An 18,140-nucleotide genomic window follows, 5' to 3' on the forward strand; every position below is an offset into this window, starting at 1 on the left:
GCGTTAGGCCCCTGGTGGGTTCTTGGGGCAAAGCCCTAAGCAGGGGGTGGGACGGAGTCCCACGACCTTGCCGGGGTGCGGCGACCTTTGCCGCCGGAGGCTTTCATGTACTCAATATGACAAAATTGATTTCCGTAAGGCGCGAAAGGGTTAGGGCTTGTTTGAAAATAGAGGAAATGACGGAATTTTGACCAGAAGCGGTCAGCTTCAAGGAGAAGAACCGCTGTAGTTAGCTACGCTAACTACGCCAATACTTGCGTATTACGAGGGTTTTCGACGCAGAAGATGGCTGCTTCTGGGTAAAAAGACGGCGTTTTTGATTTTTCAAACAAGCCCTAAAACAAAAGTGGAGATAAAAAAGATTGCGTCCGCGTCCAGTGGGTGGGGCAGTGCCCCGCAGCCTTGCGACGATAAAAGCCACCCAGTCCGGACAGGCTATGAGGCGTGAGGCCGGCCCAAGCGCAGTCAAATGGCGGACCCCCGCCGGGAAAGCCCTGCCGGGGTTACCCCATTATACCTGCCGGGGCCGGGCACAGTCCAGCGGAGCCGCTCTCTCCGTCAAAAAGCGCGAACAGGGACGCTTTGGGGGGCAGAAGGGGCGCAGGGCCCCATGTAGGGGGGAGCATGAGGGGAGCGGAGGGCTTTTGTCCCATTCCCCGCTCAAGACAAAGGGGGACAGCCCGAAGGCCGTCCCTCTGTGGTTACTCTGTTCTGAGGCGCGCCCGCAACGCCTTTGTCCGAATGCCCTGGGCAGTAAACATCCGCTCATGCTCGGTTATGACATTTTCCGGGTCGTTTAGGGCGTGCAGGTCCTGGGCGTCAAAAAAGACGTCAAACCCCGCCTCGTTCAAATACCGCCGGGTGGCCAGATACAGGTCGTCGTTGTCGGTTTTAAACCACAGCTCGCCCCCTGGGGCCAGCAGGGGCTTGTAGCGCAGCAGCTGGCGGGTGTGGGTCAGCCGCCGCTTGTGGTGCCGGGCGGCGGGCCAAGGGTTGCAGAAGTTAATGTATAGCCTGTCCGCCTCTGCCGGGGCAAACAGCTCTGGCAGGCGTTCTATGTTATAGTAGCAGAGCATCACGTTGTCAGGCTCCTCCTGGCCAAATACCGCCTGAATATTCCTGCGCCCCACGCCCAGAATGTCGTAGCTGATATCAATGCCCACAAAGTTCACGTCCCGCTGCCGGTGGGCAATGTCCGCCAAAAAGACGCATTTGCCGCAGCCCAGGTCCAGGTGCAAGGGACGCTTCTGGGGGAAGCGCTGCTGCCAGCATCCCTTGTTTTCCTCCGGGCTGGGGACATAGTAGGGGCAGGCCGCAAGCTCGGGCCGGGCCCAGGCCTTTTTTCGTATGCGCATGGTAACGCCTCCCGGTTTTTTTTTAGAAATATTATACCCGGAAGCCCAGGGGAAATCAAGCAGGAAATGGAAAGCAAAACAAAAGCCCCACAACGCGGGCCGCGAGCTGTCTGACAGCAGAGAGTAAAAAGCGCGAATTCGCGGTCTAGGTGCGTCAGGCGCCTGGCGGGTCCAGGGCAGCGCCTACGAGTTCGCTTCGCGAACTCGGCCGCCGGAGGCCAAACCACCACAAAACAAGCGGCCAAAGGCCGCGCCTGTGTTCATTTTCAAAGAAAATGAACACCCTGCCCCCAGCGTTCCGCGATTCCGGCGCGCTCCGTCGGCGTAGAGCCTTTCTGTCAAATAAACAACGCAGCCCCGCGCCCCGCCGGGCTAAAAAGGAGAGGGACGCTCGGTTAGGGCTTGTTTGAAAATAGAGGGAATGACGAATTTTTACCCAGAAGGGGTTCATTTCAAGGAAAAAACCGCAAGGCAATCTTCCGATTGGCGAGGATTTTTGACGCAGAAAGGGGCCCCTTCTGGGTAAAAAGACGGCGTTTCCGATTTTTCAAACAAGCCCTAATTTGCAAATTCAAAAATAATTGACCTGCCAGCTTTTGTGTACGAGGGCGTTTTGCCAGTAAACGGAATTTGTGACATTTTCCTGAATTCCACGGAGAAGCCCTTGCAAGTCCCGCCATAATCGTGTAAAATGTGGGTATAAAAATGACTGAGTGAACAGAAGGGACAGTGATAGCTTGAACAAAAAGGCATTGGCGTTGGAGGGCGGCTCCCTGCGCTGTCTGTTTTCCGCCGGGGTAACGGACGTAATGCTGGAGGAGGGCCTGGGGTTCGACGGGGTCTTTGGGGTGTCCGCCGGGGCGTTGACCGGGGTCAACTTTGTGGCGGGGCAAAAGGGCCGCACCGCAGAGGTGAACCTGAGCTATGTGAACGACCCCCGGTATATGGGGCTGCGCAGCCTGCTCCTCCACCGCAGTATTTTCAATTTTGACTTCCTCTTCGGGGAAATCAGCGACACGCTCATCCCCCTGGACCGGGAGGCCTTTGCCCATGCCCCCTGCCGGTATACGGCGGTGGCTACCAGCTGCCGCACCGGCGGGCCCATGTACTATGAGAAGTCTGAGCTCAGGGACATCTACCCGGCCATTCGGGCCAGCGCCAGCCTGCCCCTGCTGTCTCCCATTGTGGACGTGGACGGGGAGCCCTGCCTGGACGGGGGCCTTTCCGTGTCCATTCCCTACCGCAGGCCTCTGGACGAGGGCTATCGTAAGGTGGTGGTGGTCACCACCCGGGAGCACGGCTACCGCAAGCCCCCGGTCTCCCGGGGCGCGGCCCGAATCTACGCCAGGGCCTACCGCAGGTATCCCCAGCTGGTGCAGGCCATTCTCAATGTGCCCCGGCACTATAACCGGGAGCTGGACGAGATCGACCAGCTGGAGGCCCAGGGGAGGCTGTTTGTCATCCGCCCCCCTGAGCCGGTGACAGTCAGCCGCACAGAAAAGGACGTGGAAAAGCTGCGGGCGCTGTATGACCAGGGGGCGGAGGCCTGCCGCCAGGCCCTGCCCCGGCTGCGGGCCTATCTGGGGGACTGAGCCCCCGGAGCCTGCGCCGGAGATATGCCCAATAAAGGCCGGGCAGAGGCAGGCTTTGGGCGGGTTTTTGTCAGATTTCAGGCAAAAAACCCAGACGATGCGTGCTTTTTGGGGCAGAAAAGGGCGGAAGTCCCCCCAAAAACCCTCGGGTGAACACCCTGTGCAGACCCGCCCTAAAACCCCAGCTTTGCCCACAGCCGGGCAAAAAGGCCGGGCTCCCGCTGGGGGACCGGGCACTTGACCAGCACAATGTCCCCGCCGATCATCTCAATGTCCTCCCAGGGGATCACCGCGTCCTCCTCCCGGCCCAGCAGGCCCAGCAGCCGGGGCCTGCCATAGACTACCAGGGCGGTGATGGCGGCGGTCTGGGTGTCCAGCTCCACATCGCACACATAGCCCAGCCTGCCCCCGTCCTTTACGCTGATGACCTCCTTGCTCCTCAGGTCCGCAATACGGCAGCTCATGAATATCCCCCCTGAAAGCGTGTTGTCGTTTTCCATCCTATGCCCGGCAGAGAGAAAAGATGATTCTTTTATAGCAGGAAAGGCAGGGATATCCCCATGTGGTTTGAAGCTTTGATCAACAGAGAGCCCGGAGAGGCGTACTGCTCTTTTTCCGAAATCTGCGCACAGCTGAAAGCGGAGTATGGCGCGGAGGATTTGGAGGAAAGCCGCATTCCGTCTTTGACGATGCACAGGGACAACGCGGCCGGCGCGGCGGAGGACAAGGCCCTGCCGCCGGAGCCTCCCCGCATCCGCGGGCTGTCTCTCCCCATTACGGAGCAGACCCTTTGCTACACCCGGGGCGACTTTACGCCAGACCGCAGCGGCCTGCTCTACCTGGCCTATGAGGAGCGAACCGGCTGGTGGAGCTCCAACAGCAACCAGCTGTACCTGGAGGTGATGCTGGCCAGGGGCCTTACCCGGCAGGACATAGCCCAAAGCACAGAGCGCTTTCGGGGCTTTCAGAAATGGGGCGCGTATTACTGGCAGACCTATGGAGGGAACTCCGTTTTAAAAAATATTCTACCAAACAGAAAGAAGGCTGAACCATGAACATCTGGCACGACATCTCTCCCAAGCGCATCAGGTCCAACGATTTCTACGCGGTGATTGAGATCAGCAAGGGCAGCAAGTCCAAGTATGAGCTGGACAAGGACACCGGCCTGCTGAAGCTGGACCGGGTGCTGTACACCTCCACCCACTACCCGGCCAACTACGGCTTCATTCCCCGCACCTACGCCAACGATGGCGACCCTCTGGACGTGCTGGTGCTCTGCTCGGAGAACATCATCCCCATGTCCCTGGTGCGCTGCTATCCCATTGGGGTCATCATTATGGACGACAGCGGGGCCGAGGATGAGAAGATCATCGCCATCCCCTTCGACGACCCCACCTACAACAGCTACCGCAGCATCTCTCAGCTGCCGCCCCACATTTTTGAGGAGATGCGCCACTTCTTCAAGGTCTACAAGCAGCTGGAAAACGACAAGAGCACAGAGATCAGCGAGGCCCGGGGCCCCGAAGACGCCAGGGCGGTGATCGACGCCTGCCTGGACCGGTATCTCAACGACTTCTGCAAGGCCTAGGGCTCGTTTGAAAACCGGAGAAATGTCGGATTTTTGTCCAAAAACAAGGGCTTTCAAGGAAAAAACCGCAAGAAAGGCTTGCCGCCTTTCGAGGATTTTTGACGCAGAAAGCGCCGTTTTGGGGCATAATAGACGGCGTTTCGGAGTTTTAAAACAGACTTTAGGCCGGGGCGGGAAAAGCCGGGCAGAGGTTTTTCCCCCTTGGAGGAATGACAGGGGGCAGGCCTGGGCAGATTATTGGCTGGCGGGGCTTTTGTCCCCCCAAAAAAATAAATGCCCGGATGTATTGACTTTTCCTTCGGTTTTATGTACAATATAGTGCAAGGGGCCTGCCAAGGAGCAGCAGGCCCGGCGAAAGGAGAACGGGCGATGGACAACGGATTTGAGGCGGACCTGATTACCCTCATCGACGATGAGGGGCAGGAGCACGAGTTTGAGATTATTGACGAGCTGGAAAATGACGACGGCCACTTTATGGCCCTGGTGCCCACCCAGCAGGACCCGGACGACATGGCTGCCGACGCGGAGACCTACTACATCTTCGAGGTGATTGAGGAGGATGGAGAGGAGCAGCTGCAGGAGGTGGAGGACGACGCTCTGCTGGATAAGCTGGCCGATATTTTTGAGACCCGCTTCAACGAGGCCTATTACGACGCGCCGGAGGATTAAAGCAGGCTGACAGCCTCCAACGGCAGTCTTTTGAACCGGAAATCATTCCTTGCGCCAGGGAGGCCTGGGCGGAGGAGCCCGGGGGATTTTCCGGGGCCGGAGCTTCTGAGCCCAGAGGCCCGGCGGTTTGAATGACAGACTTTGCGCCAGGGAAGTCCTGAGCGGAGGAGCCCGGGGAATTTTCCGGGGCCGGAGCTTCTGAGTTCAGAGGCCCGGCGGTTTGAATGACAGAACAAGAGGACTGTCTGCCCGATGCGCGGACTGTGCACATATAACCCTACACTCGAATAAAAGGGAGTCCCCCTCCGTATGCGGATCGCAGACCTCCCGGCCCGGCTTGTACCGTGGTTGGACGAAGGGAGCATGAACCATGCGGGAGGACACCCACCTGACTCTTTGTAGGCAGGTTATTGAGTTGCACGATACGGTCGGGCGGGCAAACTGAAAACAAAACCGCAGACGCGCCACATGCGTCTGCGGTTTCTGGTTTTTTATACAGGCTTCAGATTACTTCCTGCGCTTCTTGGACTTGGGCTTGGGCTGTCTTTCGGGCACAACCTCCCCCGCGCCCACCGAGTGGGCCACCATGCCCTTGCCCTCCGGGTCGCCGGGAATGACCAGGTTGAGGATAATGCCCACAATGATGCCCAGGCCGATGTTGGAGAAGCTGAAGGTGGCGTTGCCAATCACCGCGCCGCCAATGGCCAGCACCAGCATCACGGCGGCAATGCACAGGTTGCGGTTCTTGGTAAAGTCCACATGGTTCTCTACCAGGGTGCGCAGGCCCACCGAGGCAATCATGCCGTAAAGCACAATGCAGGCCCCGCCCAGCACGCAGTTGGGCACCGACTGAATGACCCCAATGGCCTTGCCCAGAAAGCTCACCCCAATAGCCACCACCGCGGCAATGCGCAGAGAGGCGGGGTTATAGTTGCCGGTAGCCGCCAGCACGGCGGTGTTCTCGCTGTAGGTGGTGTTGGGCGGGCCTCCCACAAAGCCGGCGAACACCGTGGCCAGGCCGTCCCCCAGCATGGTGCGGTGCAGGCCCGGGTCCTCGGTGAAGTTTTTGCCCACCACCGCGCCGTTGGCGTACACATCGCCCACATGCTCCACGCAGGTGACAATGGCAATGGGGGCAATCATGCCAATGGCCGTGATGTTAAAGCTGGGCAGGACAAAATGGGGAGCCTGCAGCCAGCCGTAAGCTTCAATCACAGCGGTGTCCATAAGCGCGGCGGGGGCCAGCCCGGTTTTGGTGACAATCAGGGCCAGCACATAGCCCCCCACCAAAGCAATGACAATAGAGGACATCTTCACCATGCCCTTGCCGCAGCTGGAAAGCACCACGGCGGTCAGGCACACCACAGCCGCCAGCGCCCAGGCCCACACATACACCGTCATGTCATAGCCCTCGCCAAACACGGCCAGGGCATTGCCGTCAGGGCCGTACTGGGTTTGAATGTTGTTGATGGCGGAGGAGGCCAGGTTCAGGCCGATGAGGGTGATGCCCACCCCCCGCACCACCGGGGGAAACAGCTTGTCGATGAGCCCCTTGCCGAACAGGCGGATGATCAGGGCCAGAATGAGATAGAACACGCCTGCGGCAATAATGCCTCCCATAGCCGCCGCGGTCTGCTCGTCCTTGGTTGCGCCAAAGGCGGTGTTGCCAATGACCCCGCACAGGGCGGAGATAAAGGCAAAGGAGCTGCCCAGAAAGGTGGGCATTCGGCCCCCGGTGCACAGGTGGAAGATGATGGTGCCGCAGCCCGCGCAGAACAGGGCCACGCCCACGTCCAGGCCAGTGAGCAGGGGCACAAGAATGGTGGCGCAGCTCATGGCAAAGGCGTGCTGAAAGCCCAGGGTGAGGGCTTTTTTTGCGCCCAGCTTTTCATATTCCGCCGAGTGGGGGAACAGAAGCTGGTTCAGTTTGCTGAAAATTTCCAAATGTTTCGACCTCCTCTTTCCTCTTTTTGGTTGACCTCTGGAAATTCTATCAGAAGCGGCAGGGTTTGTCAATGGGAGGCGGAAATTAAGGAAGGGGGGAGGGGGACAAAAAACTGGTCCGCCCCGCACACCCCATGTCCGGCCCATAAACACACAGGATGGAAGGATAAAATGGGAGAGAATGCCCCGGCCTTCTCCTCTTTTTATCCTAATATTCCCCATTCCGAAGCCAAAATCTCATATGGACGGATAGCGTCTGCCGGTCTATGAGACAGGCGTGGCGTGTTCTCAAGTGTACAAAAATAAAGGATTGATCAGCAAGACTTTGGTGCGCGTTCAAAAAAGCTTTGCCCTCTTTTTTAAGGGAATAGGGCTCTCAGGGGCAAAGCTCCTGAGCCGCCGGGGGAGACAGCTCTATTGCCTTCAACTTTTTTTGGACGCTCCCAGCGTTCCCAGGGATTGTCCCAACCGCAGAGATAATCATCTGTGTTCCCCCGCCCGTAGGGCCGGGGAACACGAAAGGCTCTCCGAAAGGGACGCTCCCCGCGTCCCCAGCCCTCTTGCCAAATCCGTCGCAATGTGCTATAATAACACATTAGATTGCGAAATTCACTGACAGGAGGCGGACAAAATGCCCCAACGTCTTGTGGTCAAGGTGGGCACCTCCACCCTCACTCATCCCAGCGGCGCGCTGGACCTGGGTCGCATGGAGGCCCTGGTGCGGGTGCTCAGCGACCTGAACGGCAGGGGCTGGCAGGTGGTGCTGGTCACCTCAGGGGCCATTGCCGTGGGCACGGCCCGCATGGGCCTCCCGGAACGCCCCAGGGCCTTGCGCATGAAGCAGGCCGCGGCCGCAGTAGGCCAGTGCCGCATGATGCACATTTACGACAAGCTTTTTGCCGAGTACAACCGCACCATGGCCCAGATTCTCCTCACCGGCGATGATGTAAGCGACCCGGCCCGGGCGGCCCATTTGCGGGCCACCTTTTCCGCCCTGCTGGAGCTGGGCGTTATCCCCGTGGTCAACGAAAACGACTCGGTCTCCTCCGCTGAGATTGAGACCGGGGCCCACAAGGTGCTGGGGGACAACGACACCCTGTCGGCCATGGTGGCGGCATTGTGCGGGGCAAGGCTGCTGGTGCTTCTCAGCGATATTGACGGCCTGTACACCGCCGACCCCCGCGCCGACCCCTCCGCCCGGCTGCTCCCTCTGGTAGAGGCCCTGACCCCGGAGGTGCGGAGGCTGGCCGGGGGCGCGGGCACCTGGCGGGGCACCGGCGGCATGGCCACCAAGCTGTCCGCCGCTGAAATTGCCATGAGGGCGGGCTGCGACATGGTCATCACCAACGGGGCCCGGCCCGGCAGCTTATATGACATTACAGAAGGCAAGCCTGTGGGCACCCGCTTTGTGGGGGCGTCCACCCAAGGAGGAGAAGCCCATGACTGATTTGGAGAGAATGGGGGCAGCGGCAAAGGCTGCGTCCCGGGTGCTGGCAATGGCGGACACAGAGGCCAAAAACCGGGCTTTGGATGCCATCGCCCAGGCCCTGAACCGGCAGGGGGACCGGTGGCTCGCCGCCAACCGGGAGGACCTGGAAGCGGCCAGGGCACAGGGCATGGCCCCGGCCCTGCTGGACCGGCTGGCCCTGACCCCGGAGCGGGTGGCCGGGGTGGCCCAGGGCCTGGGCCAGGTAGCCGCCCTCCCGGACCCGGTGGGGGTAGTGGACCGCACAGTCGCCCGGCCCAACGGGCTGGTGATTCAGCGCCGCCGGACGCCCTTGGGGGTGGTGGGCATCATCTACGAGGCCCGGCCCAATGTGACGGTAGACGCGGCCGCGCTGTGCCTGAAGTCTGGAAACGCCTGTATTCTGCGGGGAGGCAGGGAGGCTCTGGCCTCCAACCGGGCGGCGGTGGAGCTGATGCGCCAGGCCATTGCCAGCGTGGGCCTGCCCCCGGACTGTGTCTCGCTGGTGGCGGACCCCAGCCGGGAGAGCGCCCGCCAGCTGATGCACCTGGACCGGTATCTGGACGTGCTCATTCCCCGGGGCGGGGCAGGGCTCATTCGGGCGGTGGCCCAGAATGCCAGCGTGCCGGTGATTCGCACCGGGGAGGGGGTCTGTCATGTTTATGTGGACAGCGCGGCGGACCTGGATATGGGGGCGGCTATTCTGGTCAATGCCAAATGCTCCCGGCCCTCGGTGTGCAACGCGGCGGAGTGTCTGCTGGTGCACCAGTCTGTGGCGGAGGCCTTTTTGAGCAGGGCCGTCCCCCTGCTGGACCCATACGCCGTGGAGCTTCGCTGCGACCCCCAGGCCCTGGCCCTGCTGGGAGACCGGGCTGTGCCTGCCCGGGAGGAGGACTGGGGAGCGGAGTATGGCGGCTACACCCTGGCGGTGCGGGTGGTGGACAGCCTGAAGGAGGCGGTGGACTTTGTCAACCGCTACGGCACAGGCCACTCGGAATGTATTGTTACCCAGAACCGGGAGGCTGCGGAGTTTTTTCTCTCAGCGGTGGACGCGGCTGCGGTGTATGTCAACGCCTCTACCCGGTTTACCGACGGCGGGGAGTTCGGCCTGGGGGCGGAAATCGGCATCTCCACCCAGAAGCTCCACGCCCGGGGGCCTATGGGGTTGGAGGAGCTGACCAGCTATAAGTACCTGGTCCGGGGCCAGGGTCAGACGCGATGAAGGGAGAGAGCAGTATGACAAAGGAAAGCGGGCCTGTGTTTGGGTTTATCGGCACAGGGAACATGGGGGGCGCGCTGGCACGGGCCGTGCGCCGCCGGACGCCGGGGGAGCAGATGCTTTTGTCCAACCGCACCAGGGCAAAGGCGGAGGCCTTGGCCGGCGAGCTGGGCTGTACCGCTGTGGGGGACAACCTGGCGGTAGCGTCAGCAGCGGACTTTATTTTTCTGGGGGTAAAGCCCCAGGGCATGGGGGAACTGCTGGCAGAGCTGTCCCCTGCCCTGAGAGCCCGGCAGGACCGCTTTGTGCTGGTGAACATTGCGGCCGGTCTGGACCCGGAGGACATTCAGGCCATGGCCGGGGGGCGGTATCCGGTGATTCAGCTGAAGCCCAACACCCCCGCCGCCATCGGGGAGGGGATGAGCCTGTATCTGAGCAGCCCGGAGGTGACAAAGGAGGAGGAGGCCCTGTTTCTGGACGGGCTGGCGGCTTCCGGGCGGCTGGCTCCGCTGCCGGAGAAGCTGATGGACGTCGGCGGGGTTCTGGCCGGGTGCGGGCCTGCCTTTGTGGACCTGTTTATTGAGGCTCTGGCCGACGGCGGGGTGGCCTGCGGCCTGCCCCGGGCCCAGGCAGTGGAGCTGGCCGCTCAGATGGTGGCAGGGTCCGCCCGGCTGGTGTTGGACAGCGGCAAGCACCCCGGCCAGCTGAAGGACGAGGTGTGCTCTCCCGGCGGGGTGACCATTCAGGGGGTGCGCAGGCTGGAGAAAGGAGGCTTTCGGGGCACGGTGATGGAGGCGGTGATCGCCGCCTTTGAGAAGAACCAGAGCATGGCCCAGAAATAGAAAACGCCGGGGACTGCAAAACAGTCTCCGGCATTTTCAAAACAGGGACAGCAAACACATAACCCCACAACGCGGGCCGCAAGCTGTCTGACAGCAGAAGGTAACTTGCGCGAATTCGCGGTCCAGGTGCGTCGGCCGCCGGAGGCCAAACCGTCGTCAGACAAGCGGCCCAAGGCCGCGCTTATGTTCATTTTCAGAGAAAATGAACACCCTGCCCCCAGCGTTCCACGATTCCGGCGCGCTCCGTCAGCGCAGAGCCCTCCTGTCCACCCAATAAAACAACAGGCAGTATTTGCAAAGCCAGGAAGCACACCGCCAGCCCACAAAAGTCCACGGGAGCTGAAAGCAGGCTGCTGACAACGCCCGTTCTCCCGTTTACAGCTCTGTCACGCTGTCCAGCTTCTCCCCGCAGGCCTCCAAATGCTTTTGAGAGCCCAGCACGCACACCGAGCCCTCCCGGGCCAGACGCTCCACCTGAGCCGCCAGCTCTGTCAGGTCCTGGGGCTTGGCGGTCAGCAGCTCCCGGCGGGTCCGGCACAGGTCCTCCCAGGACACCTGCCGCCAGTAACGCCCGTCTGAAACCCGGCCCTTCATCCGGGGAGTCAGCAGGGGGTCGGACTGGGCCACCGCGCCGATCATCATGCCTGTCAGGTCCAGGCCTTCCGCCTGCCGCAGAAAGTCCGCTGTGGCGGCAAAGCAGTCCAGGGTCCGGTCTGCGCTGGGGTCCCGGAAGGAGGAGAACCCGGCAAAGCCGCCGTCGGTTACATTCATGCTGACGCCGTAGGCCCCGCCCTGTACCCGCACGGCGTTCCACAGGTAGGCCAGAGTTGCCGCCCGGGCCATGACCCGGGCCTGACCCCGTCCCGCCCCGGGGAAGGCCCCGCCCAAAGCAGCAAAGGACACGTCGGCGGGAATGGCAATGCCCTCTCGGGCCGGGGGCCAGGGGGTGACCGCAGGCCGGGCAGGCAGGGCGAACGCGCCCTGAGGCAGAGCGCCGGCAAGAATGCGGGCCGCGGCCTCCGCGGTCTCCTCCCGGGGGCTGGTGACGCTCACGGTCAGCCGCGCCCGGGTGAACAGGGAGCCCGCCAGCTCTGCCAGCTCCTGGGCCAGAGCGGGGAAGCGGTCCTCAAAGCCGGTTTCCAGGTCCTTCAGCCAGCGCAGGTAGGCGACGCCGCCGGTGTGCTCCTGCACCACGCCCTCGGCAGAGACGCGGGCCAGCACCCGGCCCAGAGCCGCTGCGTTGCCGGACATGGTAATCTGCTCGGCCAAAGCGGAACGCCGCTGGCACAGCAGCTCATACACCCGTTTGGAGTCATCCAGCCGGGTGGCGGCGAGTATTTCGCACAGCAGAGCCAGGGCCCTTTCCAGCTTGCTGTCCAGCACGCTGCACCCGGCGCACAGGAAGGTCCGGCACCGGGCCGGGTCCCCCTGCTGCCCATAGGCCTCTACCGCAAAGCGCAGCTGGCCGAACAGAGAGCGCAGCTCCCGCTGTAGGTCCTCCAGCTCATGGCCCTCTGTGGCCAGAGAGCCCAACAGCTCGGTGAGGAAGGAGGCCTTGGTCAGCTGCTCCGGGCTCAGATTGTCCGCCGCGAAATAGAGGCTCAGGTAGGTGACGCCCCCTGTGCTCAGGGGGTGGCGCAGCAGGGGCAGGCCTGCCCGCTCCTCCTGGACCAGGGGCAGCTGCTCCGGCTCCTGGGGAATCTGGTCCAGCCGCAGCATGGGAATGGCGGCCAGAGCCTCCGGGGCGTCGGGACTGGCCTGCCAGCTCTCCACCTGGGCCTGCTCCTCCCGCAGCCGCTCCACGTCGGCGGGGGTCCATTCCGCCTGGGACTTTTGCAGCCTGCCGGCCTCCCGCTGCTGGTCCTCCTGTCCCAGGGTATGAGAGGGCCTCATGCGCACCTGACAGCGGTGGGCATTGTGGAGAATGTCCCGTTCAATCAGCCGCTCGAACCAGCCGGCCTCTACCTTTTCCCGCAGGCGGTCGTACAGACTGCCCACGCACAGGTTTGCCGCCGGTTCGCCTCCATAAAGCCAGCTCTCCATGGTCTGAATGGCCAGCATCAGCCCCTGGGGCATACGGCCATAGTCCCGCTGACGGGCCTGGAATTCCATATTGTCCAGGGTAGCCAGAATGCGCCGGTGGTCCAGGCCCTCCTCCGCCAGCCGGGCCAGCTGGCTGTTCAGGACAGCCAGCGCCTGGTCCCCCTGTTCCTCGTGCAGGTCCCGGGCCTCTAAAATCAGCACGGGCTGCAGCACCCCGTCATACACGCTCAGGCTCACGTCCCGGGCCAGGCCCTTTTCCAGCAGACAGCGTTTCAGGGGGGCCTGGTTGTCGCCGGTGAGCACATCGGTCAGGGCCTGCCAGCCGGTGATGGACTCCCGGTCCCGGAAGGTTCCCGCCACAAAGGCCTGGCAGAGCCGGGCCCGGCCGGCCAGCTCCTCCTGGGCGGGCAGGGCAAACTCCACCTGGGCCGTACCGCCGTCCACAGCCGGCTGCAGGGGAATGTCCCCCGGCCCCGGCAGAGGCTGGCAGTCCGAGAGAAATTCCTCGTCCAGAATGCCCAGCACCCGGTGGATATCCACCCCGCCGTCCAGGAAGATGTAGGAGTTGGAGGGGTGGTACAGCCGCTTGTGGGCAGCGGCGAAGGCCTCGTAGGTCAGCTCGGGGATGTGCTCCGGGTGGCCGCCGGACTCGAACCGGTAGCAGGTGGAGGGGAACAGCCGCCGGTTCAGCTCATACCCCAGCAGGGAGTCCGGGGAGGCAAAGGCCCCCTTCATCTCGTTGTACACCACGCCCTTGTAAGAGGCCCCGCCGTCCGGGGCCAGCTCATAGTGCCAGCCCTCCTGGCGGAAAATCTCCGGCTTCCGGTGGATGAGGGGGTGGAGCACCGCGTCCATATACACCCGCAGCAGGTTCACAAAGTCCTCCTGATTCCGGGTGGAGAAGGGGTACATGGTTTTGTCAGGGAAGGTCATGGCGTTGAGAAAGGTGTTGAGAGAGCTTTTCAGCAGCTCTACAAAGGGCTCCTTCACAGGGAACCGGTGGGAGCCGCAGAGGACGGAGTGCTCAAGAATGTGGAACACGCCGGTGTCGTCCCAGGGCTGGGTCTGAAAGGCGATGCTGAAGGTCATGTTCTCCTCAGGGCGGTCCAGCCAGACCAGGCGGGCCCCGGAGGGGGCGTGGGAGAGCTCATAGAGGGTGGCGTCCAGCTCGGGCAGGGGCGTGGCCGCGGCGACAGTAAAACGGCAGATGGTTTGGGAAGGGGCAAGGCTCATGGGGTGACCTCCTGTAATATGGTTTTTGTTTCTGCGACAGTTTAGAGTCTGTTTAAAACTCCGAAACGCCGTCTGTTTTGCCCCAAAACGATGCTTTCAGCGTCAAACATCCTCGAAAGGCGGCAAGCCTTTCTTGCGGTTTTTTCCTTGAAAGCCCTCGTCTTTGGGACAAAAATCCGACATTTCTCCGGTTTTCAAACAAACTCTAGGGTTTGCCATAGCGCAGGGCTTCATACTCCCGGTGCAGCTCCGGCTCGGCCAGCCCTGCGGCGGCTTCCAGCTCCTCGGGCGTGTGCCAGGGCTTGGGGGGCTCCTTGGCGGCCCGCAGAATGGCCCTGCGGTACCGGCGGCGCACCCTTGCCTCCGGGCTCCGGTCAAAAAGCCGGGGCGCCCGGAGAGCGTCCTCCACGCTTTCCGCCTGGTCCCGGTCCTCCCGTTCCAGGCTCTGAATCACGTCCCTGCCGTCTGCAAAGCTCAGCCGGAAATTCTTCATCAGCCCCCGCACCCCCGCGTACAAGGCCCCCAGAAGAATGACCCCCACAACCCCAAAGAAAAGGTAGGAAACCCACTCCGGAATCTGCCAGGTGGGGCCGTCCACCAGGCCGCTCAGGTCCATGTCCATGGCAGGCAGCTCTCCGGCGGCCTGGCCCCCCTCAGGGGCTTCATACCGCACCGGCGGGGTCTCCAGGGTGGGGTCGGGCAGGTCGATGCGCAGAGAGCCCGGGTCTGTCAGCGCGGGGGGGAGCAGCAGCGCCCCGGCCACCGCCACAGCGGCCAGAGCCGCGCTGCCGGCAATGCGCCGTATGCGCCGGGCAGGGAGGCCGGCCATGCCCTGGTTCAGCAGCAGATAGGCCTCTAGCCGCTCGAGCCCGTGGTGGGCCAGACACAGCAGCAGATACAGCACCCCGCCCAGCAGAGAGAGCCTTTGCAGGGGAGGCAGGCCCAGCAGGGCGCTGGCCAGCCACACCCCGGCAAACAGCGTCAGCACAGGCAGCACAGGCCGGTCAAACACCGAGGGGATGGGCCGGTTCTCCTCTTCCTCCTCCAACCGGGTCCGGGCCCGAAGGATGCACATGAGCAGCATCATGGCCGCGCCGCCGGGGTGGCCCATCAGCAGCCAGCTGAGGCCGCACAGTCCCAGCCCGGCCAACAGAAACTGCCACAGGGCCGGCAGGCGTTTGACCGCGTACCAGCACAGGGCGGTGGGCAGGGCAAAGAGCAGCCCCCGCCAAAAGGCCCCCTGGGGGCTGAGGGAGACCGGAACCACCAGAGGAAGCATGCTGAAGGCCGCGGCGGAGAGAATGGCGGCGATCAAGCCGCAGTGCAGCCGGGCCATAAGACGGAGAAGGGCAGAGAGGTTTTTCATGAGCTTGCTCCTTTACAAATTGGTTGACTGTGCGGGGCCGGAGCTTTCGGGCATAACCCGGCCGGCGGCATCTGCCGGAAAGACGGGGGGCCAGTCTTCGCAGGGTATGGACAGGGTATGACGAAAAAGCCCTGCCCCTGGGCTGTCCCCCACAGGAATACAGTTTCTTGCATTCTGCGGGGCGCGTGGGCTCAGAGTCTGTTATAGTAAACACACTTAAAATCGGTACATACCGATTTTTAAAGTTGGGGCGGTGGGGCAGCTGCTGCGCCGCCTGGTTCAAAAGAGGCATACCGCTTTTGAACTGTGTTAACGATATATGACCAACGAAACGCCGGGCTTTTAACGCGGAAAGGGGGCCTTCCGGTCAAAACAGACAGGGTCCCCCTAGTCCCGGGGCGGGGCGCCGCGGCCCAGGTACAGCCGCACCTGAGTCCCCTGTCCGGGCTGAGACAGCACCTGGACCTGGTTGCCCAGCTTATCCAGCACCCGCCGGGTGAGATACAGCCCCAGGCCGGTGCTGGCCTGCTGCTGCCGCCCGTTTCGGCCGGTGAAGCCCCGCTCGAAAATCCGGGGCAGGTCCGCCGGGTCAATGCCCACTCCCTGGTCGCTGACCGTGAGCACATCCTCCCCGTCCATGTCAATAGACACCTTGCCCGAGGGGGTGTACTTCACCGCGTTGGAGATCAGCTGCTCCAACACAAATTGCAGCCATTTTTCATCCGTGACCACCTGGTTATCAAAGTCTCCCAAATCCAGGGTCAGCCCCTTATAGATGAATGGCGTCGCGAACCTTTTGGCCGCCCGGGCCGCAATGGGGCGCACCGGGCACAGGGTCAGCCGCAGGTCCGCGCTCATGGAGTAAATGCGCAGATAGCCCAGCACCAGCTCCACATAGCGTTCGGTCTGGAACAGCTCCTGGCGCAGGGCCTCGTTGGCCTGGGGGCCGGTTTGGCCGGTCTGCACCAGCAGCTCCATAGCTGCCAGCGGGGTCTTGATCTGATGGGCCCACAGGGTGAAATATTCCAGCAGCTCCTCCTGCCGGCCGGCCAGCTGGGTCTCCAGGCCGGCGATGCGCTGCCGCAGCTCCTCCACGGTTTCCGCCATCAGCCGGTCGCCGAGGGGCTGGCTCCGCCCGCCGGCGTCCACCGGCTCGGTGAGGTGGGGGGCGGCGCGGCGCAAGGCCTGGGCCTGCCGCAGCCTGCGGCAAAAAGACACAAAGTCCGGCAGGCCGAACAGCCCCCAGCCCACTGTGGCAATGAGAAGAAAGCAGTAGAGCAGGGGGCTTTGGGGCAGGCCGTACAGCCGGAACAGATACCAGGCCCCAGCCCCCAGCAGCAGGCTGGCGGCAATCACCCGGCGGCGTTCGAAAAGATAACGAAAAAACAGCATGGTCTACTCCATGATATAGCCCTGACCCTTGCGGGTGGCCAGCAGCCCGGCCAGGCCAATGCCCTCCAGCTTTTTGCGCAGGCGGGAGATGTTGACCGACAGGGTGTTGTCGTCGATAAAGCTCTCGCTCTCCCACAGGCGGGTCATCAGGTCCTTCCGGCTGACGGTGTGGCCGGCGTTCTCCATAAGCGTCCGAAGGATGCGGAACTCGGTTTTGGTGAGGGGGGCTTTGCCCCCAGGCCCTGCCACCGACTCCCCGGAGAGGTCCAGCGCCGCGCCGCCCAGCTCCATCAGGTCCAAGCTGCCCTGCAGGGTGTAGGCCCGGCGCAGCACAGCCTGAAGCTTGGCCGTGAGCACTGTGAGGTCAAAGGGCTTGGGGATGAAATCGTCCCCGCCCAGCTCCATGGCGGTGACGATGTTGATGTTGTCTGAGGCGGAGGAGAGAAACACCACCGGCGCTTTGGACCGCCTGCGCAGCTCCCGCACCCAGTGAAAGCCGGTGAACCCAGGCAGGCCGATGTCCAGCAGCACCAGATGGGGGGCAAAGGCCTCAAACTCCTCCGTGACCCGGGCAAAGTCCTCCACTGCGGCCACCGAATACCCCCACAGCCGCAGATGCTCCGCCACGGTGCGGCAGATCACCGGGTCGTCCTCCACCAGAAAGATTTTATACATGCTTCACCAGCTCCCGGATGTCCTCATAGCTCTCCGCCCGCCAGGTGCAGGGGGGCGGGGTGCGGGAGTTGGTCCAGGCCCCGGGCGGGTCGTACCAGATGCTGCGCAGGCCCGCGTTTACCGCCCCCTGAATGTCCGAGGAGGGGGAGTCGCCGATGACCGCGGCCCGCTGGGGGTCAAAGCCGGGGATGTGGGCGGCCACATAGTCAAAATAGGCCTTGTGGGGCTTGCCCACGCCCACTGCCTCTGACACGAAGACCGCCTGAAAATAGGGGAGCAGTCCCGCGTGCTCCAGCCTGGGCCCCTGGCTGACCGCATTGCCGTTGGTAATGATATACAGCTGAAAGTCCCGGGCCAGGTCCCGCACCAGCTCCACCGCGCCGGGATAGGGGGTGCCGGTCTGGGCCATGGCGTCAAAATAGGCGTTGTTCACTGCCTCCGGGTCGCCGGTAAGGCCGGTCTCCTCCAAAAATTCCACAAAGCGGGAGAGATAGAGCTCCTGCTTGGTGCACACCCCCTGCTCAAAGCGGTCCCAGGCCCGGTTGTTGCAGGCGTCGTAGCATTCCAGCAGGGCAGGGGAGTAGGGCCGCTGAGAGGCAAACTGCGCGCCGTACATCAGCTGAAAGGATTGGGTCATATCAGCGGGAAAGTCCAGCAGGGTGTAGTCTGCGTCCAGAAGAAGAAAGCGCGTGGGCATGGAATCATCCTTTCCGGCATAGTATTCTGATATATGGAAATTATACAGCGGGAAGGGGAG

15 protein-coding genes and 1 other RNA gene are annotated in these 18,140 nt (G+C 62.7%); 8 read left to right on the forward strand and 8 right to left on the reverse strand.

Translation table 11 applies throughout. From position 1 onward, the window contains the following. Positions 1 to 701 precede the first annotated feature (701 nt). Complete coding sequence (gene trmB, locus ACTO5E_RS02710) at positions 702 to 1,355, reverse strand: tRNA (guanosine(46)-N7)-methyltransferase TrmB (protein ID WP_482301366.1); 654 nt, start codon at positions 1,353 to 1,355, stop codon at positions 702 to 704. Positions 1,356 to 2,092: 737 nt separating this feature from the next. Here trmB and ACTO5E_RS02715 point away from each other — a divergent pair. Beyond that, positions 2,093 to 2,947: a patatin-like phospholipase family protein gene (locus ACTO5E_RS02715; RefSeq protein ID WP_482301368.1), complete on the forward strand. Its 855-nt coding sequence runs from the start codon at positions 2,093 to 2,095 to the stop codon at positions 2,945 to 2,947. A 173-nt stretch (positions 2,948 to 3,120) separates the two neighbouring features. On the opposite strand, the gene ACTO5E_RS02720 is transcribed toward ACTO5E_RS02715, so the two are convergent. Beyond that, positions 3,121 to 3,411: a PRC-barrel domain-containing protein gene (locus tag ACTO5E_RS02720; RefSeq protein WP_482301370.1), complete on the reverse strand. Its 291-nt coding sequence runs from the start codon at positions 3,409 to 3,411 to the stop codon at positions 3,121 to 3,123. Between the two features lie 96 nt (positions 3,412 to 3,507). Between ACTO5E_RS02720 and ACTO5E_RS02725 the strand changes: the two genes are divergently transcribed. From ACTO5E_RS02725 to ssrS, 4 genes are all read left to right on the forward strand, one after another. Then, entirely contained in the window at positions 3,508 to 4,002 is a 495-nt protein-coding gene (locus tag ACTO5E_RS02725; RefSeq protein WP_482301372.1) for a hypothetical protein, read from the forward strand. Then, complete coding sequence (locus tag ACTO5E_RS02730; RefSeq protein WP_482301374.1) at positions 3,999 to 4,535, forward strand: inorganic diphosphatase; 537 nt, start codon at positions 3,999 to 4,001, stop codon at positions 4,533 to 4,535. The genes ACTO5E_RS02725 and ACTO5E_RS02730 overlap by 4 nt, the downstream gene beginning before the upstream one ends. Positions 4,536 to 4,904: 369 nt before the next feature. After that, on the forward strand, positions 4,905 to 5,204 hold the full coding sequence (locus tag ACTO5E_RS02735) for a DUF1292 domain-containing protein (RefSeq protein ID WP_482301375.1): 300 nt from the start codon (positions 4,905 to 4,907) through the stop codon (positions 5,202 to 5,204). Positions 5,205 to 5,443: 239 nt separating this feature from the next. Further along, a non-coding RNA gene (ssrS, locus tag ACTO5E_RS02740) (6S RNA) lies at positions 5,444 to 5,647 on the forward strand. A gap of 64 nt (positions 5,648 to 5,711) precedes the next feature. Here the strand turns inward: ssrS and ACTO5E_RS02745 are convergent. Further along, positions 5,712 to 7,148: a uracil-xanthine permease family protein gene (locus ACTO5E_RS02745; RefSeq protein ID WP_482301376.1), complete on the reverse strand. Its 1,437-nt coding sequence runs from the start codon at positions 7,146 to 7,148 to the stop codon at positions 5,712 to 5,714. A gap of 631 nt (positions 7,149 to 7,779) precedes the next feature. Between ACTO5E_RS02745 and proB the strand changes: the two genes are divergently transcribed. From proB to proC, 3 genes are read left to right on the forward strand one after another with little or no spacing between them, the layout of a single operon-like run. Then, positions 7,780 to 8,595 carry a glutamate 5-kinase gene (gene proB / locus ACTO5E_RS02750; RefSeq protein ID WP_482301378.1) on the forward strand — a complete coding sequence of 272 codons (816 nt, stop codon included), beginning with the start codon at positions 7,780 to 7,782 and terminating at the stop codon, positions 8,593 to 8,595. Continuing rightward, positions 8,588 to 9,835, forward strand: a complete 1,248-nt coding sequence (locus ACTO5E_RS02755) for a glutamate-5-semialdehyde dehydrogenase (RefSeq protein ID WP_482301380.1) — start codon at positions 8,588 to 8,590, stop codon at positions 9,833 to 9,835. Before proB ends, ACTO5E_RS02755 begins: the two co-directional genes overlap by 8 nt. Before the next feature lie 14 nt (positions 9,836 to 9,849). Further along, positions 9,850 to 10,674, forward strand: a complete 825-nt coding sequence (proC, locus tag ACTO5E_RS02760; protein ID WP_482301381.1) for a pyrroline-5-carboxylate reductase — start codon at positions 9,850 to 9,852, stop codon at positions 10,672 to 10,674. A 375-nt stretch (positions 10,675 to 11,049) separates the two neighbouring features. On the opposite strand, the gene ACTO5E_RS02765 is transcribed toward proC, so the two are convergent. The 5 genes from ACTO5E_RS02765 to ACTO5E_RS02785 form a co-directional block, all read right to left on the reverse strand. Then, entirely contained in the window at positions 11,050 to 13,950 is a 2,901-nt protein-coding gene (locus ACTO5E_RS02765) for an insulinase family protein (protein WP_482301383.1), read from the reverse strand. A gap of 205 nt (positions 13,951 to 14,155) precedes the next feature. After that, complete coding sequence (locus tag ACTO5E_RS02770) at positions 14,156 to 15,316, reverse strand: hypothetical protein (protein ID WP_482301384.1); 1,161 nt, start codon at positions 15,314 to 15,316, stop codon at positions 14,156 to 14,158. Between the two features lie 387 nt (positions 15,317 to 15,703). Beyond that, a complete protein-coding gene (locus ACTO5E_RS02775) occupies positions 15,704 to 16,708 on the reverse strand; it encodes a sensor histidine kinase (protein WP_482301385.1) in 1,005 nt (334 codons plus the stop codon). 3 nt (positions 16,709 to 16,711) lie between these two features. Next, entirely contained in the window at positions 16,712 to 17,383 is a 672-nt protein-coding gene (locus ACTO5E_RS02780) for a response regulator transcription factor (protein ID WP_482301387.1), read from the reverse strand. Then, the gene (locus ACTO5E_RS02785; protein WP_482301389.1) at positions 17,376 to 18,080 is read right to left on the reverse strand and encodes a YjjG family noncanonical pyrimidine nucleotidase; all 705 of its coding nucleotides are present in this window, start codon (positions 18,078 to 18,080) and stop codon (positions 17,376 to 17,378) included. Before ACTO5E_RS02785 ends, ACTO5E_RS02780 begins: the two co-directional genes overlap by 8 nt. Between the last annotated feature and the right edge of the window lie 60 nt (positions 18,081 to 18,140).

The sequence above is a fragment of the Acutalibacter sp. genome (assembly GCF_056800975.1).